We start from the raw sequence: 15043 nt of genomic DNA, 5'->3' as shown, positions 1-15043 counted from the left end.
CATCAGGCATCCAGTGGAGAGAGCATATGAGCCACTACCCCCATCTTTTTTCCCCGTTGACCATTAACGGGATGACAATAAAAAACCGCATCATTATGCCGCCAATGGGGACCAACCTGGCGAGCCTGAACGGTGAAGTCACTCAGGAACAGATTGACTACTATGAGCTACGCGCGCGGGGCGGCACAGGACTCATCACTATCGAGAATATTTGTATCGATTTTCCATTCGCTTCTAATGGCACAACCCAGCTGCGTATCGATAACGATCAGTATATTCCGCGCCTGTTCAAATTAACCGAAACCTTACATAAACACGGCGCCTGCGTCGGTATTCAATTAAACCACGCTGGCGCATCGGCCTATGCATATCGCCTGAACGGCGAAATGCCGCTTTCCTCTTCCAGCACGCCGTCCAAAAAGAACGGTAATATTCCCCGTCCGATGACGCACGACGAGATATATCATGCCGTCGATAAGTTTGGTGATGCTGCGGAGCGCGTTCGCCGCGCTGGTTTCGACTGTGTGGAAATTCACGCCGGCCACTCTTATTTAATTAGTCAGTTTTTATCACCGCTGTTTAATAAGCGTACCGATGAATTTGGCGGCAGCGTAGAGAATCGCGCCAGAATATTAACCTTAATCGTCGATAAGGTACGCGCCTGCGTTGGTCCGCGTTTCCCGGTCAGCCTGCGTATTAGCGCCGATGACTTCCTGGAGGGCGGGAATACGCTCGAAGATTCCTTGCGGATCCTCGAATTGTGCCAGGAGAAAGTCGATATTATCAACGTCTCCGCCGCGCAAAACGACAACCTGAATTTCCAGATTGACCAGATGTCTCTGGAAGATGGCTGGAAGCGCTATCTCTCCCGTGCGGTACGCGACAAATTCCACAAGCCAACGGTAATTGCCGGCAATATCCGTACCCCGAAAGTCGCTGAAGATATTATCGCCAGCGGCGATGCTGACCTGATAGCCATTGGCCGCGGACTGATCGCCGAGCCGGAGTGGGTACAAAAAGTGCAGAGCGGTAACGAGCGTTTGATGCGGAAATGCATCTCCTGCAACATCGGCTGCGCGGATCACCGCATCGCCCGCTCCCGCCCTCTGCGCTGCTCGATTAACCCGGATATTATCCACGGCGATGCCTATAAACAGCAGCGCGTTATCCGCGATACCAACGTCGTGGTTATCGGCGCGGGTACGGCGGGAATGGAAGCGGCCTGCACCGCGGCGGAAGTCGGCTGCCATACCTGGCTGCTGGAAGAGAAGCACAGCATCGGCGGACTGGCCAGCGAGATCTCCCTGCTGCCGGAGAAAAAGCGTATCGCCGATTTTCCGCAGTTTATGAAAAACCGTATCGCCTCGCTCGATAACCTGATGCTGCAGGTCGGCAAGCGCGCCACCGTGGCATCCGTTTCCGCTCTTCGCCCGGATTTAATCGTCAACGCAACCGGTTCAGTTCCTCTGCTGCCGCCAATTGAAGGACTGCGCGAGAACATCGATGTCGAAGGCGGAAACGTCTTCTCCATCACCAACATGATTCATCATCTGGACCAGTTTGCCGATGCTACAGGTAAACGCATCGCTGTCGTCGGCGCAGGCGCCGTAGGTCTGGATGTTATTGAATACTTCTCCGCGCGCGGCGCCAGCGCCGTGCTTATCGAGATGCAGGACGCGCCGGGACGCGACCTGGACATCATTACTAAAAATGCCATGTTGACCATGCTCGATGAACATCACGTGGAACAGCACATGCGTACGCAGCTGGTTGCCGTCACCCCAACGCATTTCACCGTTAAAAATGCGGATGGCACCTTTGACATTCCTTTTGATTACGGCTTCGTCTGCCTGGGAATGCGCGCCAATACCGCCGGTCTCACTGAGATTGAACAATGGGCCAGAGCCAATAACGTAAAAATAATGAACATCGGCGACAGCCTGATGGCCCGGCGAATCATTGATGGCGTGCGCGAAGGGCGCAACGTGCTGGACACCCTCGAAGATATGGGCGCTCTCGGCAACCGCGAATCGACAAAAATTCCATTTCTAACATATTGAGGACTTTATCATGGCAGAACGTATTACTGGACACACCGAGCTGATTGGCCTGATTGCGACCCCGATTCGTCACAGCATGTCGCCGACTATGCATAACGAAGCCTTTGCCCATCTGGGACTGGACTACGTTTATCTGGCGTTCGAAGTAGGTAATGAAGAGCTGAAAGATGTCGTACAGGGTTTTCGTGCATTAAAACTGCGCGGCTGTAACGTCTCCATGCCGAACAAAACGGAGATTTGCCAGTATCTGGACAAACTCTCGCCGGCGGCAGAACTGGTTGGCGCGGTGAATACCGTGGTGAACGACAATGGCGTCCTGACCGGCCATATCACCGATGGCACCGGATATATGCGCGCGCTCAAAGAAGAAGGCATTGATATCATCGGCAAAAAGATGACCGTTCTGGGCGCTGGCGGTGCGGCAACCGCGCTCTGCGTTCAGGCCGCGCTTGATGGCGTCAAAGCGATCTCCATCTTCAACCGCAAAGATAAATTCTTCGCCAACGCAGAACAGACCGTTGCCAAAATCCGTAATAACACCAACTGCGAGATCCACCTGTTCGATCTGGACGATCATGACAAACTGCGCGCGGAAATCGACAGCAGCGTCATTCTGACCAACGCCACCGGCGTGGGGATGAAACCGTTTGAAGGCCAGATGCTGCTGCCTGACGACAGCTTCCTGCGCCCGGACCTGATCGTTTCTGACGTGGTCTACAACCCGCGCAAAACTTATCTGCTGGAAGTGGCTGAGAAAAAAGGCTGCCGCACCATCAACGGTCTGGGGATGATGCTCTGGCAAGGCGCGCGCGCTTTTGAAATCTGGACAGGCAAAGAAATGCCGGTTGAACACGTCAAAAATATCCTGTTCTAAGGATGGGCGCGATGAAAAATCAATATGTCCCAACGGCAGCTGGGCTATATCTTAACTATCTGATCCACGGTATGGGGGTTTTGTTAATTACCCTCAATATGGCGAATCTGCAGGAACAATGGGGAACCGACGCTGCCGGCGTCTCCATCGTTATCTCGTCGCTCGGGATCGGTAAGCTCGCCACGATCGTGACAGGATTCCTGTCCGACCGTTTTGGTCGTAAACCCTTTATCTATCTCGGCATAGCCAGTTATGTGGTGTTCTTCCTCGGTATTCTGCTGACGAAAAACATCTATCTGGCCTACTGCTGCGGCATTATGGCGGGCCTGGCGAACAGCTTCCTCGACTCCGGTACCTATCCGGCGCTGATGGAGTCTTTCCCTAACTCCGCCAGCCGGGCTAATGTGTTGATCAAAGCCTTTGTCTCTGCCGGGCAGTTCCTGCTGCCGTTCATTATCGGTGCGCTGATATGGGCGAATATGTGGTACGGGTGGTCGTTTATCATCGCTGCAGCATTAATGATCCTGAGCGCGGTCTACCTGATAAAAATGCCTTTCCCGGATCATCGGGCGAAAAAGGAAACCGCAGAGAAATCAGTGACTGCCGCCGCCGCTCCGCAGGCGGACTCCGGCAAACTGGATATGGTCATCTTTACCCTGTACGGTTATATCGGTATGGCGACTTTTTATCTGGTAAGCCAGTGGTTAGCGCAGTACGGCGAGTTCGTTGCCGGCATCCCTCACGAGTCGGCTATTAAACTCTTGAGCGTCTATACTGCCGGTTCACTGACCTGCGTATTCGTCACTGCGGCTTTTGTTAAAGAGGTATTCAGCTCAGCCGTCGCTATGATCATCTACACTTTCCTGTCGATGATTTCACTGCTGATCGTTTGCCTGTTCCCGACGCCAATGATTGTGACCGGCTTTGCCTTTATCATCGGCTTTGCCGCCGCAGGCGGCGTGCTGCAGATAGGCGCGACCATCATGGCTATGAGCTTTCCGAACGGGAAAGGCAAAGCCACCGGGATCTTTTATACCGCAGGAAGTCTGGCCAGCTTTACGATCCCGCTGATTACGGCAAAACTGTCGAAGATTGGTATCGCCAGCATTATGTGGTTCGATCTTCTGATCGCTATCGTCGGCTTTGTGATCGCCCTGTACATCGGTTATCGTCAGCTTCAGGTTCGCGCCGCTGCAAAAACATCCCGCGTTGCAGCAACCGCCTGATGGTCAATGACAAAAAGAATAATGGATACCAACATGACTAAAGCAGTAACAGTAAAAAACATCACCTTCCAGGAAGGGGAAACCTTAATCTGCGTACCGCTGATCGGCAAAACGCTTGCCGAGCTGCAGACTAACGCACGCGCGCTGGCTACCGCCGGAGCCGATATTATCGAATGGCGCGTCGATCACTTCACCCAGGTCAGAGAAACTGAGCAGGTTCTGCTGGCGCTGGGCGAAATTCGCCAGCTGCTGAAAGAGATTCCTCTGCTGTTTACCTTCCGCAGCAAAAAAGAGGGTGGCGAAACGGAAATTAGCGACGAAGCCTATTTTGAGCTGAATCGCCAGGCGGCCGTTAGCGGTCTGACCGACGTGATTGATATCGAGCTGTTCAACGACGAAGCGCAAATTCGCTCGCTGGTGAGCGATGCCCACGCTGCGGGCGTTAAAGTTATCATGAGCAATCACGATTTTCATAAAACGCCAGCTCAGGAAGATATCATCTACCGTCTGCGTCGCATGCAGGATCTTGGTGCTGACCTGCCGAAGATCGCGGTTATGCCACAGTCGCCGCAAGATGTTCTGACCCTGCTTTCGGCAACGCTGACGATGAAAGAGAAGTATGCCACTCGCCCATTAATCACGATGTCGATGGGTAAATCCGGCGGCGTGAGCCGGGTAACCGGCCGTTTGTTCGGTTCAGCAATGACCTTTGGCACCGTCGGTCAGGCTTCTGCGCCAGGGCAAATCGCCATTACCCAGCTGCGTGAGCTGATGGATATTCTTTCCTGATGAAACCATCGCCCGGAGGTCACCCTCCGGGCATCTTGTTATCTGATTTTTTGGCTGTCATTAATAATGACATCTTTAAATGACTGAATGGCCGGGGAAAGTACCCGCTCCTTCATGGTCGCCAGATAGATATAACGCGGAGGAATGGCATTTTTGATCGTCAGGATATGCACGTTGTAATACGACAGCGCGGAAATTCTCGGCATAATCGCAATACCGTAATCAATACTAACCAGCCCCGCCATCGCCGTATCCTCATCAACGTAGCAGGCAATATCCGGAACCAGTTTTTGCTGCATAAACACGTTATCAATAAAAGGTCGCAGACCGCTATTTTCTGAAAAATAGATATAGGGGTAGTGGATCGTCTCCACCAGGTCGACTTCATTTTCATAAAGCCTGGCCAGAGGATGATCTTTTGCCGTCACTACGACCAGTTCTTGTTGAATAATAGGAATAAAGTCAATATCCGGTTCATCCGCAATATAGGAACAAATAGCCAGATCGCTTTTTCCGGCTTTCAGTTCCTGGAGAAGGGTTAACGAGGTTCCCTGAGTAAAAGAAAATGTCACATTGTGACGAGATGGTGACAGCGAATATTTATTAATTAACTGCGGAACAACATATTCGCCCATGGTATAAATAAATGCAATGCGAATATTTTCTTTGTTCTCAGCGCTATTTTTTTGCAACGTCATACGGCCATTTTCTAACGAGGCCAGCGCGTCTTCCACGTAGGGCAGAAAGCGCCTACCATTCTGCGTAATCTTGACATTGCGCCCTTTCCTGGCAAATAGCGCCACTCCCAGCTCTTTCTCCAGTTCAGATATGGCATGGCTGAGGGACGGTTGGGTGATAAAAAGGCTGGAGGCAGCTTCAGTGTAATGCTCAGTTTCTGCCAGTCGCTTAAAATAATAAAGTTGCTTTAGGTTCATTATTTTTGCTCGTATAATATAAAAATAAAACTAATGTGCTTAATATACCATACAAGCTATCTATGATGAGCCGGAAAGGAGAAATATCGGAGTCATATCAAATATTGTTTTACCATTTCGTTCAAGGGGTAACAAGGCATGACCAATCATCGATAGAGTCAATACTTAAGCAGAGTATTTCTGCATGCATAAATACATGCAAAAATATTTTAAACTTTAAAGGAACTCTCTATGAGGACACTCAATGCTCAGGAACGGCCGATTTTGCCGTCGGCCACGCAAAAGCGAACTAAAACACGAATTGTAATTTTAATGTTACTATCGATCGGGACGATGATAAATTATCTCGATCGTACTATTTTAGGTATTGTTGCACCTAAGTTAACGAGCGAAATCCATATCGACCCGGCGATGATGGGTATCGTTTTTTCCGCTTTCGCCTGGACCTACGCGCTGGCGCAAATTCCCGGGGGAATGTTTTTAGATCGCTTCGGTAATAAATTAACTTACGCGCTTTCTATTTTCTTCTGGTCAACCTTTACCCTATTACAAAGCTTTTCCGTAGGCTTAAAATCATTGCTGCTGCTGCGATTAGGTTTAGGCATCAGCGAAGCCCCCTGCTTTCCGGTGAATAGTCGGGTCGTGAGTAAATGGTTTCCCCAGCATGAACGCGCTCGGGCAACGGCGACTTACACCGTCGGTGAATATATTGGACTGGCCGCATTCTCCCCGCTACTTTTTTTAATTCTGGAGCATCATGGCTGGAGAACGCTATTTTTCCTGACCGGCGGTTTGGGCATTGCATTCACTTTTGTGTGGTGGAAATTTTATCATGAACCGCATCAGTCAAAGACTGCAAATAAAGCAGAGCTGGAATATATCGGCGTAGAAAATACGGCTGGCGCCGATGAAAATATCCCGTTTAACTGGCCCGATGCCAAACGCCTGCTGTGCTGCCGACAGATTATCGGCGCCAGCCTGGGGCAGTTTGCCGGTAACACCACGCTGGTTTTCTTCCTGACCTGGTTTCCCACTTATCTGGCTAACGAACGCCATTTACCGTGGCTTCACGTGGGTTTCTTCGCCTCCTGGCCGTTCCTGGCCGCGGCTATCGGTATCTTTTTCGGCGGTTGGGTATCCGATAAAATCTTAAAGAAAACCCGTTCCGTAAATATTAGCAGAAAGCTGCCCATTATTTCCGGGCTGCTGCTTTCGAGCTGCATCATCATTGCTAACTGGGTCGAGAGTAACACCGCTGTTATTATTATTATGTCGATCGCTTTTTTTGGTCAGGGCATGGTTGGACTCGGCTGGACGCTTATTTCAGACATTGCGCCTAAAAACATGGGCGGACTCACCGGGGGGATCTTCAACTTCTGTGCAAATATGGCGTCAATTATTACCCCGTTAATTATCGGGGTCATCATATCCATGACCGGTAATTTTTTCTACGCGCTGATTTATATCGGATTAACCGCGCTGATTGGCGTTATCGCTTATATTTTTATTATCGGCGATATAAAAAGAATCGTGTTGAAATAACCCGCCGGGACGCTGCCCCGGTAGCCAGCCGGGGCGGTAACGACAATCAGATATCTTTCACCCGGCTGGTCATAAATAGCGTCACCAGCGAGATAGCGGCAATTGTCCAGTAGACGCTGGCGTGCCCATAGCTTTGCGACAGTGCGCCCTGAATCACCCCGGCCAGAATCACCCCGGTAGAGATACTGTTGGTAAACAGCGTCGTCGCGGCGCCCGCCCGTCCGGGCATCAGATCCTGAAACCACAGCATGCCAATGCCGGCAACAATGCCGATAAACACGGCATTAAACAACTGTAACACCAGCAGCGCCACGCGGTCGTGAAACAGAATCAGACCGACATAAAACAGCACGCCCGCCGCCACCGCAGTCACCATCATCTTGCGTTTCCCCCAGCGCTTAACGTAATAGCCCGCCAGGATCATCGCCGGGATCTCCAGCCCGGCGGCGGTGCCCATCAGAATCCCCGCGAGGCTATCGGGAAGGCCAAGATCGCTACTGATCCACAAAGGCATATCAATGATATACATGGTGTTGCAGGTCCACATCAGCGTCGAGGCAATAAACAGCATGCGTACGTTTTTATCGTGCCATCCTCCGGCCTGTACCAGAACTTCAGCGCCTTCCGAGGGTTGTTCAACGCGGGCGACCGAGGGCAGCTTGAAGGCAATCAGCGCCAGGCTAATAACAAAGATCCCGGCAGCAATCGAAAACATGGTGGTGAAGCCGTAGTTCAGCGCCAGCATAAAGGCCAGCGGCGGGCCAATAACCCATGCCAGCGAGAGCTGCGCACGCATTATCGAACTGAACATCACCACTTCACGCGCCGAGCTATCAGCATATTCCCGCGCGAGAGCAAAAAGCTGCGGCATCGCGGCATTCGCCACGGAGGCCAGCATAACCCCGCAGGTAATCAGCGTCAGATAGTGGCGATTAAAAGCAAACAGCAGCGCGTTTCCCACCGCCATCAGGCAGCAAAACATAATCAGCCGTCGGCGATCGCCCCGACTATCGGAGCGCTTAGCCAGCGCCAGGCTGACCAGTATGCCGGCAATGGCGTTAACCGTATAGAATAGCCCTACCCAGAAAGGCTGCGCGCCCACTTCGCGGCTGAGAAATAAGCTGAGCGTCGGCGCCTGCAGCGCGCCTGCGATTCCCATCATGAAAGCGACAAGCATAAAAGCGGCGTAAACGCCGTTAAGACGTCGACCCATCGTCATTAACCACAGCATGAAATATCCTTAAGCACGCGAAGAAAACGAAAAAAGCCAGCAGAAGTTTTCTGCTGGCGGGTGATTCTATACTCTATGGATTTCGAGTTGCGGGCAGGCGGCCAGAACGTAAGTCCCTGGGAACATAGATAACTATGTGACCTGGGCGAGCGGGCGCAGCCAACGCACCTGCAGCTTGAAAGACGACGAGTATAACACCAATACTCAGTCACACATGATGTCTGCAAGTCAATGATCAGAGGCCTGCGACGTAACTCCCCACTGCATCAGTTCGCCGAGAATTTCCTGCTGTCTTCCTGCCATCAGGCGGGCCAGCCAGGACGCATCCTGCGTCGCAGAAAAGTAGCGTTGGTAGAACTGTTTAATGGTTGACCCCATCATATTCACCTCCTCGCTTCATCGACGTTGATTATTGACTTAATATAGGAAGTAATAAATTGCTGAGTTTTTATCAGGAGTTCCCCTTTTATGTCTTCCGGTCGTTTACAACAGCAGTTCATCCGCCTGTGGCAGTGCTGCGACGGCAAGTCGCAGGAGACAACGCTGAATGAACTGGCAGAGATGCTAAGCTGCTCGCGTCGTCATATGCGTACCTTACTCAACATGATGGAGGCGCGCGGCTGGCTGACCTGGGAGGCGGAGGCCGGACGCGGCAAGCGTTCCCGGCTCGCTTTTCTCTATACCGGTCTCGCGCTGCAGCAGCAGAGGGCGGAAGATCTGCTGGAGCAGGACAGAATCGATCAGCTGGTGCAGCTGGTTGGCGATAAAGCCGCCGTCCGCCAAATGCTGGTTTCCCATTTAGGCCGCAGCTTTCGCCAGGGTCGGCATATCCTGCGCGTGCTCTACTACCGGCCGATGAAAAATCTGCTGCCCGGCAGCGCGCTGCGCCGCTCGGAAACCCATATTGCCCGGCAGATTTTTAGCGCCCTGACGCGAGTAAATGAGGAAAATGGGGAACTGGAAGCCGATATTGCTCACCATTGGCAGCAGATCGCGCCGACCCACTGGCGTTTTTTTCTGCGTCCAGGCATTCATTTTCACCATGGGCGTGAGCTGGAGATGGAGGATGTCATCGCCTCCCTGCAGCGCAGTAACGCGCTGCCGCTCTTCTCTCACATCGAGCGTATCGACTCCCCCACCGCCTGGACTCTCGACATTCATCTCAGCCAACCCGACCGCTGGCTACCGTGGTTGTTAAGCCAGGTACCGGCCATGATCCTTCCGCATGAGTGGCGAACGATGGAGAATTTCTCCAGCATCCCCGTGGGGACAGGGCCTTACTCGGTTGTGCGAAATAATCAGAATCAGCTCAAAATTCACGCCTTCGACGACTATTTCGGCTACCGGGCGCTGATCGATGAAGTGAACGTCTGGGTTCTGCCGGAAATCAGCGAAGAGCCCAACGGTGGGTTAACGTTACAGGGCACCACGCAAAGCGAAAAGGCGGTGGAAAGCCGTCTGGAAGAGGGGTGTTATTACCTGCTGTTCGATGCCCGTAGCCCGCTCGGCGCGAACAGCGCGGTACGCCAGTGGCTAAGCTATGTATTCCAGCCCGCTAATCTGCTCTATCACGCGGGTGAGCACTATCAGGGCAATTGGTTCCCGGCGTATGGCCTGCTGCCCCGCTGGCATCATGCGCGCAGCCACGCCTGTGAAAAACCGCCCGGTCTTGAAACGGTCAGGCTGACCTACTACCAGGACCACGTCGAGCATCGCGTGATGGGCGGGATCATGGCGACGCTGCTGGCCGAGCATCAGGTTAAGCTGGAGATCCAGGAACTGGAGTATCAGGAGTGGCACCGCGGTGAGGTGGTCAGCGACGTATGGCTCAACAGCGCCAACTTTACGCTGCCGATCGATTTCTCCCTGTTTGCCTGGCTGTATGAAGTTCCCCTGATTCGCAATTGTATCCCCATCGACTGGGAGCAGGACGCCGCTCGCTGGCGCGCGGGTGAGCTGAATCCGGCGACCTGGAGCCAGCAGCTGTTGGCCAATCAAACCGTGGTGCCGCTCATTCACCACTGGCTGATGATCCAGGGGCAGCGCAGTATGCGCGGCGTACGTATGAACACGCTCGGCTGGTTTGACTTTAAATCCGCGTGGTTCGCGCCGCCGGAGCCGTAATGCTTTCAGTCCGCTGACAAAATCATTACACTAACTGCCGTTCTCAACGGGGTGCTAATAAACATACGCAATCTCATTCAAGTTGCTTCAACGCGCGGTTAGCGCGGAAGCAACCCGAAGATAAAGCGTATGGGCTGAGAAAATACCCGTCGAACCTGATCCGGATAACGCCGGCGAAGGGATTTGAGGCCCTCTCAAAATCCTTTGCCCCCCCTTTTTCTGAGGTGCAAAGTGTTGAAAAAATTACTCCCCCTGCTGGCGCTGGCCGCCGCGCCCGTTTTTGCCAAACCGCTGCTCACCGTTTATACCTACGACTCATTCTCCGCCGACTGGGGCCCTGGCCCGGCGGTTAAAAAAGCCTTTGAAGCCGACTGCGGCTGCGAGCTGAAGTTCGTGGCGCTGGAAGATGGCGTCTCGCTGCTCAATCGTCTGCGGATGGAAGGCAAAAACAGCAAAGCCGACGTAGTGCTGGGGCTGGATAACAACCTGCTGGAAGCGGCTTCGCAAAGTAAGCTGTTCGCCAAAAGCGGCGTCCCTGCCAGCGCGGTGAACGTACCCGGCGGCTGGAACAACGACACCTTCGTCCCGTTCGATTACGGCTATTTCGCCTTTGTTTACGATAAAAACAAGCTGAAAAATCCGCCCAGGAGCCTGAAAGAGCTGGTTGAGGGCGAGCAAAAATGGCGGGTGATTTATGAAGATCCGCGTACCAGCACGCCGGGTCTGGGCCTGCTGCTGTGGATGCAAAAAGTCTACGGCGATAAAGCGCCGGAAGCCTGGCAGAAGCTGGCGGCGAAAACCGTCACCGTCACCAAAGGCTGGAGCGAAGCCTACGGCCTGTTCCTGAAAGGCGAAAGCGATCTGGTGCTGAGCTACACCACCTCCCCGGCTTACCACATTATCGAAGAGAAGAAGGATAACTACGCCGCGGCAAACTTCGCTGAAGGACACTATTTGCAGGTCGAAGTCGCCGCCCGCACCGCGGCCAGCAAGCAGCCGGAACTGGCGGAAAAATTCCTCAAATTTATGGTATCGCCGGGCTTTCAGAATGCGATCCCCACCGGCAACTGGATGTATCCGGTCACTCAGGTTGCGCTTCCGCCAGGCTTTGACGCGCTGATGAAACCGCAGACGACCCTCGAATTTACACCGCAACAGGTGGCCGCCGAACGTCAGAACTGGATTAACGCATGGCAACGCGCCGTCAGCCGCTAGCTGTCGGCTGGCTCCTGCCGGGACTCACGGCGGCCATCGTTCTGGTCGTCGTGGCGCTGGCCGCCTTTCTGGCGCTATGGTTCAGCGCCCCGGAGACCACCTGGAAAGCGCTTATCAGCGACGGCTATCTCTGGCACGTGGTGCGTTTCTCCTTCTTGCAAGCCTTCCTTTCCGCGCTTTTTTCGGTGCTACCGGCGATATTCCTCGCCCGCGCTCTGTACCGGCGACGTTTCCCCGGGCGCACGCTGCTGCTGCGCCTTTGCGCGATGACCTTAATCCTGCCGGTACTGGTGGCGGTCTTCGGTATTCTGAGCGTCTACGGTCGTCAGGGATGGCTGGCTGAATTAAGCAACGCGTTCGGCTGGCAGTGGGAATTCTCGCCCTACGGGCTACAGGGGATCCTGCTGGCGCACGTGTTCTTTAATATGCCGATGGCTACGCGCCTGCTGCTGCAGACGCTGGAAAATATCCCCGGCGAGCAGCGGCAAATCGCCGCCCAGCTCGGCATGCGCGGCTACGTCTTTTTCCGGCTGGTTGAATGGCCGTGGCTGCGGCGGCAAATCCCGCCGGTTGCGGCGCTGATCTTTATGCTCTGTTTCGCCAGCTTTGCGACCGTGCTGTCGCTGGGCGGAGGTCCGCGGGCCACGACGATCGAGCTGGCGATTTACCAGGCTCTCAATTTCGACTACGACCCGGCGCGCGCGGCGATGCTGGCGCTTATCCAGATGATCTGCTGTCTCGGGCTGGTGTTGCTTAGCCAGCGCCTGAGTAAAGCGCTCGCCATCGGGGCCAGTCATATCCGCGGCTGGCGCGATCCCGACGACCGGCTATATAGCCGGCTGTGCGACACGGCGCTGATCGGCGCTGCGCTTTTACTGCTGCTACCGCCGCTGCTGGCGGTGATAGGCGACGGGCTGAACAGTAATCTGTTTAGCGTGCTGCAGCAGCCCGCGCTTTGGCAGGCGCTGTGGACATCGCTGCGTATCGCCCTTGCCGCCGGACTCTTAAGCGTCATCCTGACCATGATGCTGCTGTGGAGCAGCCGTGAGCTCCGCGCCCGCCGTCGCCCTCTCGCCGGTCAGGCGCTTGAGCTGAGCGGCATGCTGATCCTCGCCATGCCGGGCATCGTGCTGGCCACCGGTTTCTTCCTGCTGCTCAATAATAGCGTGGGCCTGCCGGAATCCGCCGACGCCATCGTCATTTTCACCAATGCGCTGATGGCGATCCCCTACGCGCTTAAGGTGCTGGAAAACCCGATGCGCGATATCGCCGCCCGCTACGGTACCCTCTGCGAGTCGCTGGGGATGCACGGCTTTACCCGCCTCCGGGTGGTCGAGCTTCGCGCTTTAAAACGGCCGCTGGCCCAGGCGCTGGCCTTCGCCTGCGTGCTGTCGATTGGCGATTTCGGCGTCGTAGCGCTGTTCGGCAACGAAGATTTTCGTACTCTGCCCTTTTATCTGTATCAGCAAATTGGCTCTTATCGCAGCCAGGACGGCGCCGTCACCGCCCTCCTGCTTCTGCTGCTGTGCTTTTTACTCTTTAGCGTGATTGAAAAACTTCCGGGACGCGATGCTAAAACTGAATGATGTGACCTGGCTTTATCAGCATCTGCCGATGCGTTTCACGCTTGCCGTCGAACGCGGTGAGCGCATTGCGGTTCTTGGTCCCAGCGGCGCCGGGAAAAGTACGCTGCTGAACCTGATTGCCGGTTTTCTGCCGCCTGCCAGCGGCAGTATCGAGATCGATGGTCAGCCCCATACCTACACGCCGCCCGCGCGTCGCCCGGTATCGATGCTGTTTCAGGAAAATAATCTGTTTAACCATCTCACCATCCGCCAGAACATTGCTCTGGGAATGCATCCGGGGCTCAAGCTGAACGCGACGCAGATCGCCCGCCTGCAGGCCATTGCCGGGCAGATGGGAATCGACGCCTTGTTAGAGCGGCTGCCGGGCGAGCTTTCCGGCGGCCAGCGTCAGCGTGCGGCGCTGGCGCGCTGTCTGGTACGCCAGCAGCCGGTACTGCTGCTGGATGAGCCCTTCTCCGCGCTCGATCCCGCGCTGCGTCAGGAGATGCTGACCCTGGTTGCCGACATCTGCCGGCAACAGCAGCTGACGCTGTTAATGGTCTCGCACAGCGTGGAAGATGCTGCGCGTATCGCGCCGCGGTCGGTGGTCGTGGCTGAGGGACGGATTGCCTGGGATGGCGAGACCGCCGCGCTGCTCAACGGCAGCAGCAGCGCCTCGGCGCTACTGGGAATTAGCGCAAAATAACCTTATGCAGGATGTCGAGATAGACCGGCATCAGCGGATGACGGAAGGCGAGCACCAGGGCCGCGACGGCGGCGCATACCATCAGCGGCGCGATCCACAGCAGGCGCGAACGCGGCAGAAAGCGGGTGAGACGATCGCCGGCGCTTTTGGCGCTGCGCCACAATCGCCAGCACAGCCACGCCGCCAGCCACGCCAGCAGCGCCGCCCCCAGCAGCAGCCACTTAAAGCTGGCGCTATTCTCATCGGCCGGAATATCAATTGCCGCCCCGGCTAGTATCCCCGGTAAGAAGTAGAGCGGCGGCCATAGCAGGCAGCCAATGATATTCGGCGGAATGAATTTCGCGACCGGCAGATCCAGCATCCCGGCGACCATCGGCACCAGCGGGCGCGTTGGCCCGACAAAGCGGCCAATCAAAATGGTAAACATGCTGTGCTGATGCAGCGCATGTTCGGTTTTATCCAGCAGCGCTTTGTTTTTCTTTAAAAAAGACCAGCGATGCAGCGGCTTTTTAAACCGCCAGCCAAGCCAGAATGAGATCCAGTCGCCGAGCAAACAGCCGATAATCCCCGCCAGCCACGCCTGCCAGAAGTTAACCTCTCCGCTGCCGATCAGCGCCCCCAATCCGGCCATCATCACCGTTCCCGGTAAGATAAGCCCCACCAGCGCCAGCGACTCGAGGAAGGCGACCAGCAGAACGGCTATCAGGGAATAGACCGTCGATTGAGTAATAAAGTGTTCCAGCAATGCTTGCATAATGTACCCGGATTAAAAACGA

At 54.7% G+C, this 15043-nt stretch carries 13 protein-coding genes and 1 riboswitch; of the genes, 9 read left to right on the top strand and 4 right to left on the bottom strand.

The window, feature by feature from the left end:
* The first annotated feature begins 26 nt into the window (after positions 1 to 26).
* Genes KO1_RS18730 through aroD form a run of 4 tightly spaced genes read left to right on the top strand, consistent with a single transcriptional unit; the run spans position 27 to position 4949 of the window.
* Complete coding sequence (locus tag KO1_RS18730) at positions 27 to 2060, top strand: oxidoreductase (protein ID WP_004108151.1); 2034 nt, start codon at positions 27 to 29, stop codon at positions 2058 to 2060.
* Between the two features lie 10 nt (positions 2061 to 2070).
* On the top strand, positions 2071 to 2934 hold the full coding sequence (locus tag KO1_RS18725) for a shikimate dehydrogenase (protein ID WP_004108154.1): 864 nt from the start codon (positions 2071 to 2073) through the stop codon (positions 2932 to 2934).
* Between the two features lie 11 nt (positions 2935 to 2945).
* Entirely contained in the window at positions 2946 to 4160 is a 1215-nt protein-coding gene (locus KO1_RS18720; protein ID WP_016807515.1) for an MFS transporter, read from the top strand.
* Positions 4161 to 4193: 33 nt separating this feature from the next.
* Positions 4194 to 4949, top strand: coding sequence for a type I 3-dehydroquinate dehydratase (gene aroD, locus KO1_RS18715; protein ID WP_004108159.1), 756 nt, complete (start codon positions 4194 to 4196; stop codon positions 4947 to 4949).
* Between the two features lie 38 nt (positions 4950 to 4987).
* Here aroD and KO1_RS18710 read toward each other — a convergent pair whose 3' ends face one another.
* A complete protein-coding gene (locus KO1_RS18710) occupies positions 4988 to 5884 on the bottom strand; it encodes a LysR family transcriptional regulator (RefSeq protein WP_004108162.1) in 897 nt (298 codons plus the stop codon).
* Positions 5885 to 6115: 231 nt separating this feature from the next.
* Here KO1_RS18710 and KO1_RS18705 point away from each other — a divergent pair, with 231 nt between their 5' ends.
* Positions 6116 to 7426, top strand: coding sequence for an MFS transporter (locus tag KO1_RS18705; RefSeq protein ID WP_023320320.1), 1311 nt, complete (start codon positions 6116 to 6118; stop codon positions 7424 to 7426).
* A 46-nt stretch (positions 7427 to 7472) separates the two neighbouring features.
* On the opposite strand, the gene KO1_RS18700 is transcribed toward KO1_RS18705, so the two are convergent.
* Both KO1_RS18700 and sgrT read right to left on the bottom strand, forming a co-directional pair.
* Positions 7473 to 8657, bottom strand: coding sequence for a sugar efflux transporter (locus KO1_RS18700; RefSeq protein ID WP_016807513.1), 1185 nt, complete (start codon positions 8655 to 8657; stop codon positions 7473 to 7475).
* Positions 8658 to 8885: 228 nt separating this feature from the next.
* Positions 8886 to 9038, bottom strand: coding sequence for a glucose uptake inhibitor SgrT (gene sgrT, locus KO1_RS27460; RefSeq protein ID WP_004108171.1), 153 nt, complete (start codon positions 9036 to 9038; stop codon positions 8886 to 8888).
* Positions 9039 to 9125: 87 nt separating this feature from the next.
* On the opposite strand from sgrT, the gene sgrR reads away from it, so the two are divergent.
* From sgrR to thiQ, 4 genes are all read left to right on the top strand, one after another.
* A complete protein-coding gene (gene sgrR / locus KO1_RS18695) occupies positions 9126 to 10781 on the top strand; it encodes an HTH-type transcriptional regulator SgrR (protein ID WP_017145005.1) in 1656 nt (551 codons plus the stop codon).
* A 37-nt stretch (positions 10782 to 10818) separates the two neighbouring features.
* Positions 10819 to 10981, top strand: a riboswitch (TPP riboswitch).
* Positions 10982 to 11012: 31 nt separating this feature from the next.
* Positions 11013 to 11996: a thiamine ABC transporter substrate binding subunit gene (gene thiB / locus KO1_RS18690; protein WP_023320318.1), complete on the top strand. Its 984-nt coding sequence runs from the start codon at positions 11013 to 11015 to the stop codon at positions 11994 to 11996.
* Entirely contained in the window at positions 11972 to 13582 is a 1611-nt protein-coding gene (gene thiP / locus KO1_RS18685) for a thiamine/thiamine pyrophosphate ABC transporter permease ThiP (protein ID WP_004110539.1), read from the top strand. The genes thiB and thiP overlap by 25 nt, the downstream gene beginning before the upstream one ends.
* A complete protein-coding gene (thiQ, locus tag KO1_RS18680; protein WP_004110537.1) occupies positions 13566 to 14267 on the top strand; it encodes a thiamine ABC transporter ATP-binding protein ThiQ in 702 nt (233 codons plus the stop codon). The genes thiP and thiQ overlap by 17 nt, the downstream gene beginning before the upstream one ends.
* Here the strand turns inward: thiQ and KO1_RS18675 are convergent.
* Positions 14254 to 15021: a DedA family protein gene (locus tag KO1_RS18675; protein WP_004108185.1), complete on the bottom strand. Its 768-nt coding sequence runs from the start codon at positions 15019 to 15021 to the stop codon at positions 14254 to 14256. The genes thiQ and KO1_RS18675 overlap by 14 nt on opposite strands.
* Between the last annotated feature and the right edge of the window lie 22 nt (positions 15022 to 15043).

The organism is Klebsiella oxytoca NBRC 105695 (genome assembly GCF_001598695.1).
Lineage (GTDB): Bacteria > Pseudomonadota > Gammaproteobacteria > Enterobacterales > Enterobacteriaceae > Klebsiella > Klebsiella oxytoca.
Note: the sequence above shows the minus strand (reverse complement) of the source record. Positions and strands in the feature narration are given on the sequence as shown.

Bases quoted from the DNA above. Each gene is read 5' to 3' on its own strand.
- KO1_RS18705 (WP_023320320.1), top strand. From the start codon at position 6,116: ATGAGGACACTCAATGCTCAGGAACGGCCGATTTTGCCGTCGGCCACG.
- aroD (WP_004108159.1), top strand. From the start codon at position 4,194: ATGACTAAAGCAGTAACAGTAAAAAACATCACCTTCCAGGAAGGGGAA.
- KO1_RS18720 (WP_016807515.1), top strand. From the start codon at position 2,946: ATGAAAAATCAATATGTCCCAACGGCAGCTGGGCTATATCTTAACTAT.
- sgrR (WP_017145005.1), top strand. From the start codon at position 9,126: ATGTCTTCCGGTCGTTTACAACAGCAGTTCATCCGCCTGTGGCAGTGC.
- KO1_RS18730 (WP_004108151.1), top strand. From the start codon at position 27: ATGAGCCACTACCCCCATCTTTTTTCCCCGTTGACCATTAACGGGATG.
- thiQ (WP_004110537.1), top strand. From the start codon at position 13,566: ATGCTAAAACTGAATGATGTGACCTGGCTTTATCAGCATCTGCCGATG.
- KO1_RS18710 (WP_004108162.1), bottom strand. From the start codon at position 5,884: ATGAACCTAAAGCAACTTTATTATTTTAAGCGACTGGCAGAAACTGAG.
- KO1_RS18725 (WP_004108154.1), top strand. From the start codon at position 2,071: ATGGCAGAACGTATTACTGGACACACCGAGCTGATTGGCCTGATTGCG.
- KO1_RS18675 (WP_004108185.1), bottom strand. From the start codon at position 15,021: ATGCAAGCATTGCTGGAACACTTTATTACTCAATCGACGGTCTATTCC.
- sgrT (WP_004108171.1), bottom strand. From the start codon at position 9,038: ATGATGGGGTCAACCATTAAACAGTTCTACCAACGCTACTTTTCTGCG.
- KO1_RS18700 (WP_016807513.1), bottom strand. From the start codon at position 8,657: ATGCTGTGGTTAATGACGATGGGTCGACGTCTTAACGGCGTTTACGCC.
- thiP (WP_004110539.1), top strand. From the start codon at position 11,972: ATGGCAACGCGCCGTCAGCCGCTAGCTGTCGGCTGGCTCCTGCCGGGA.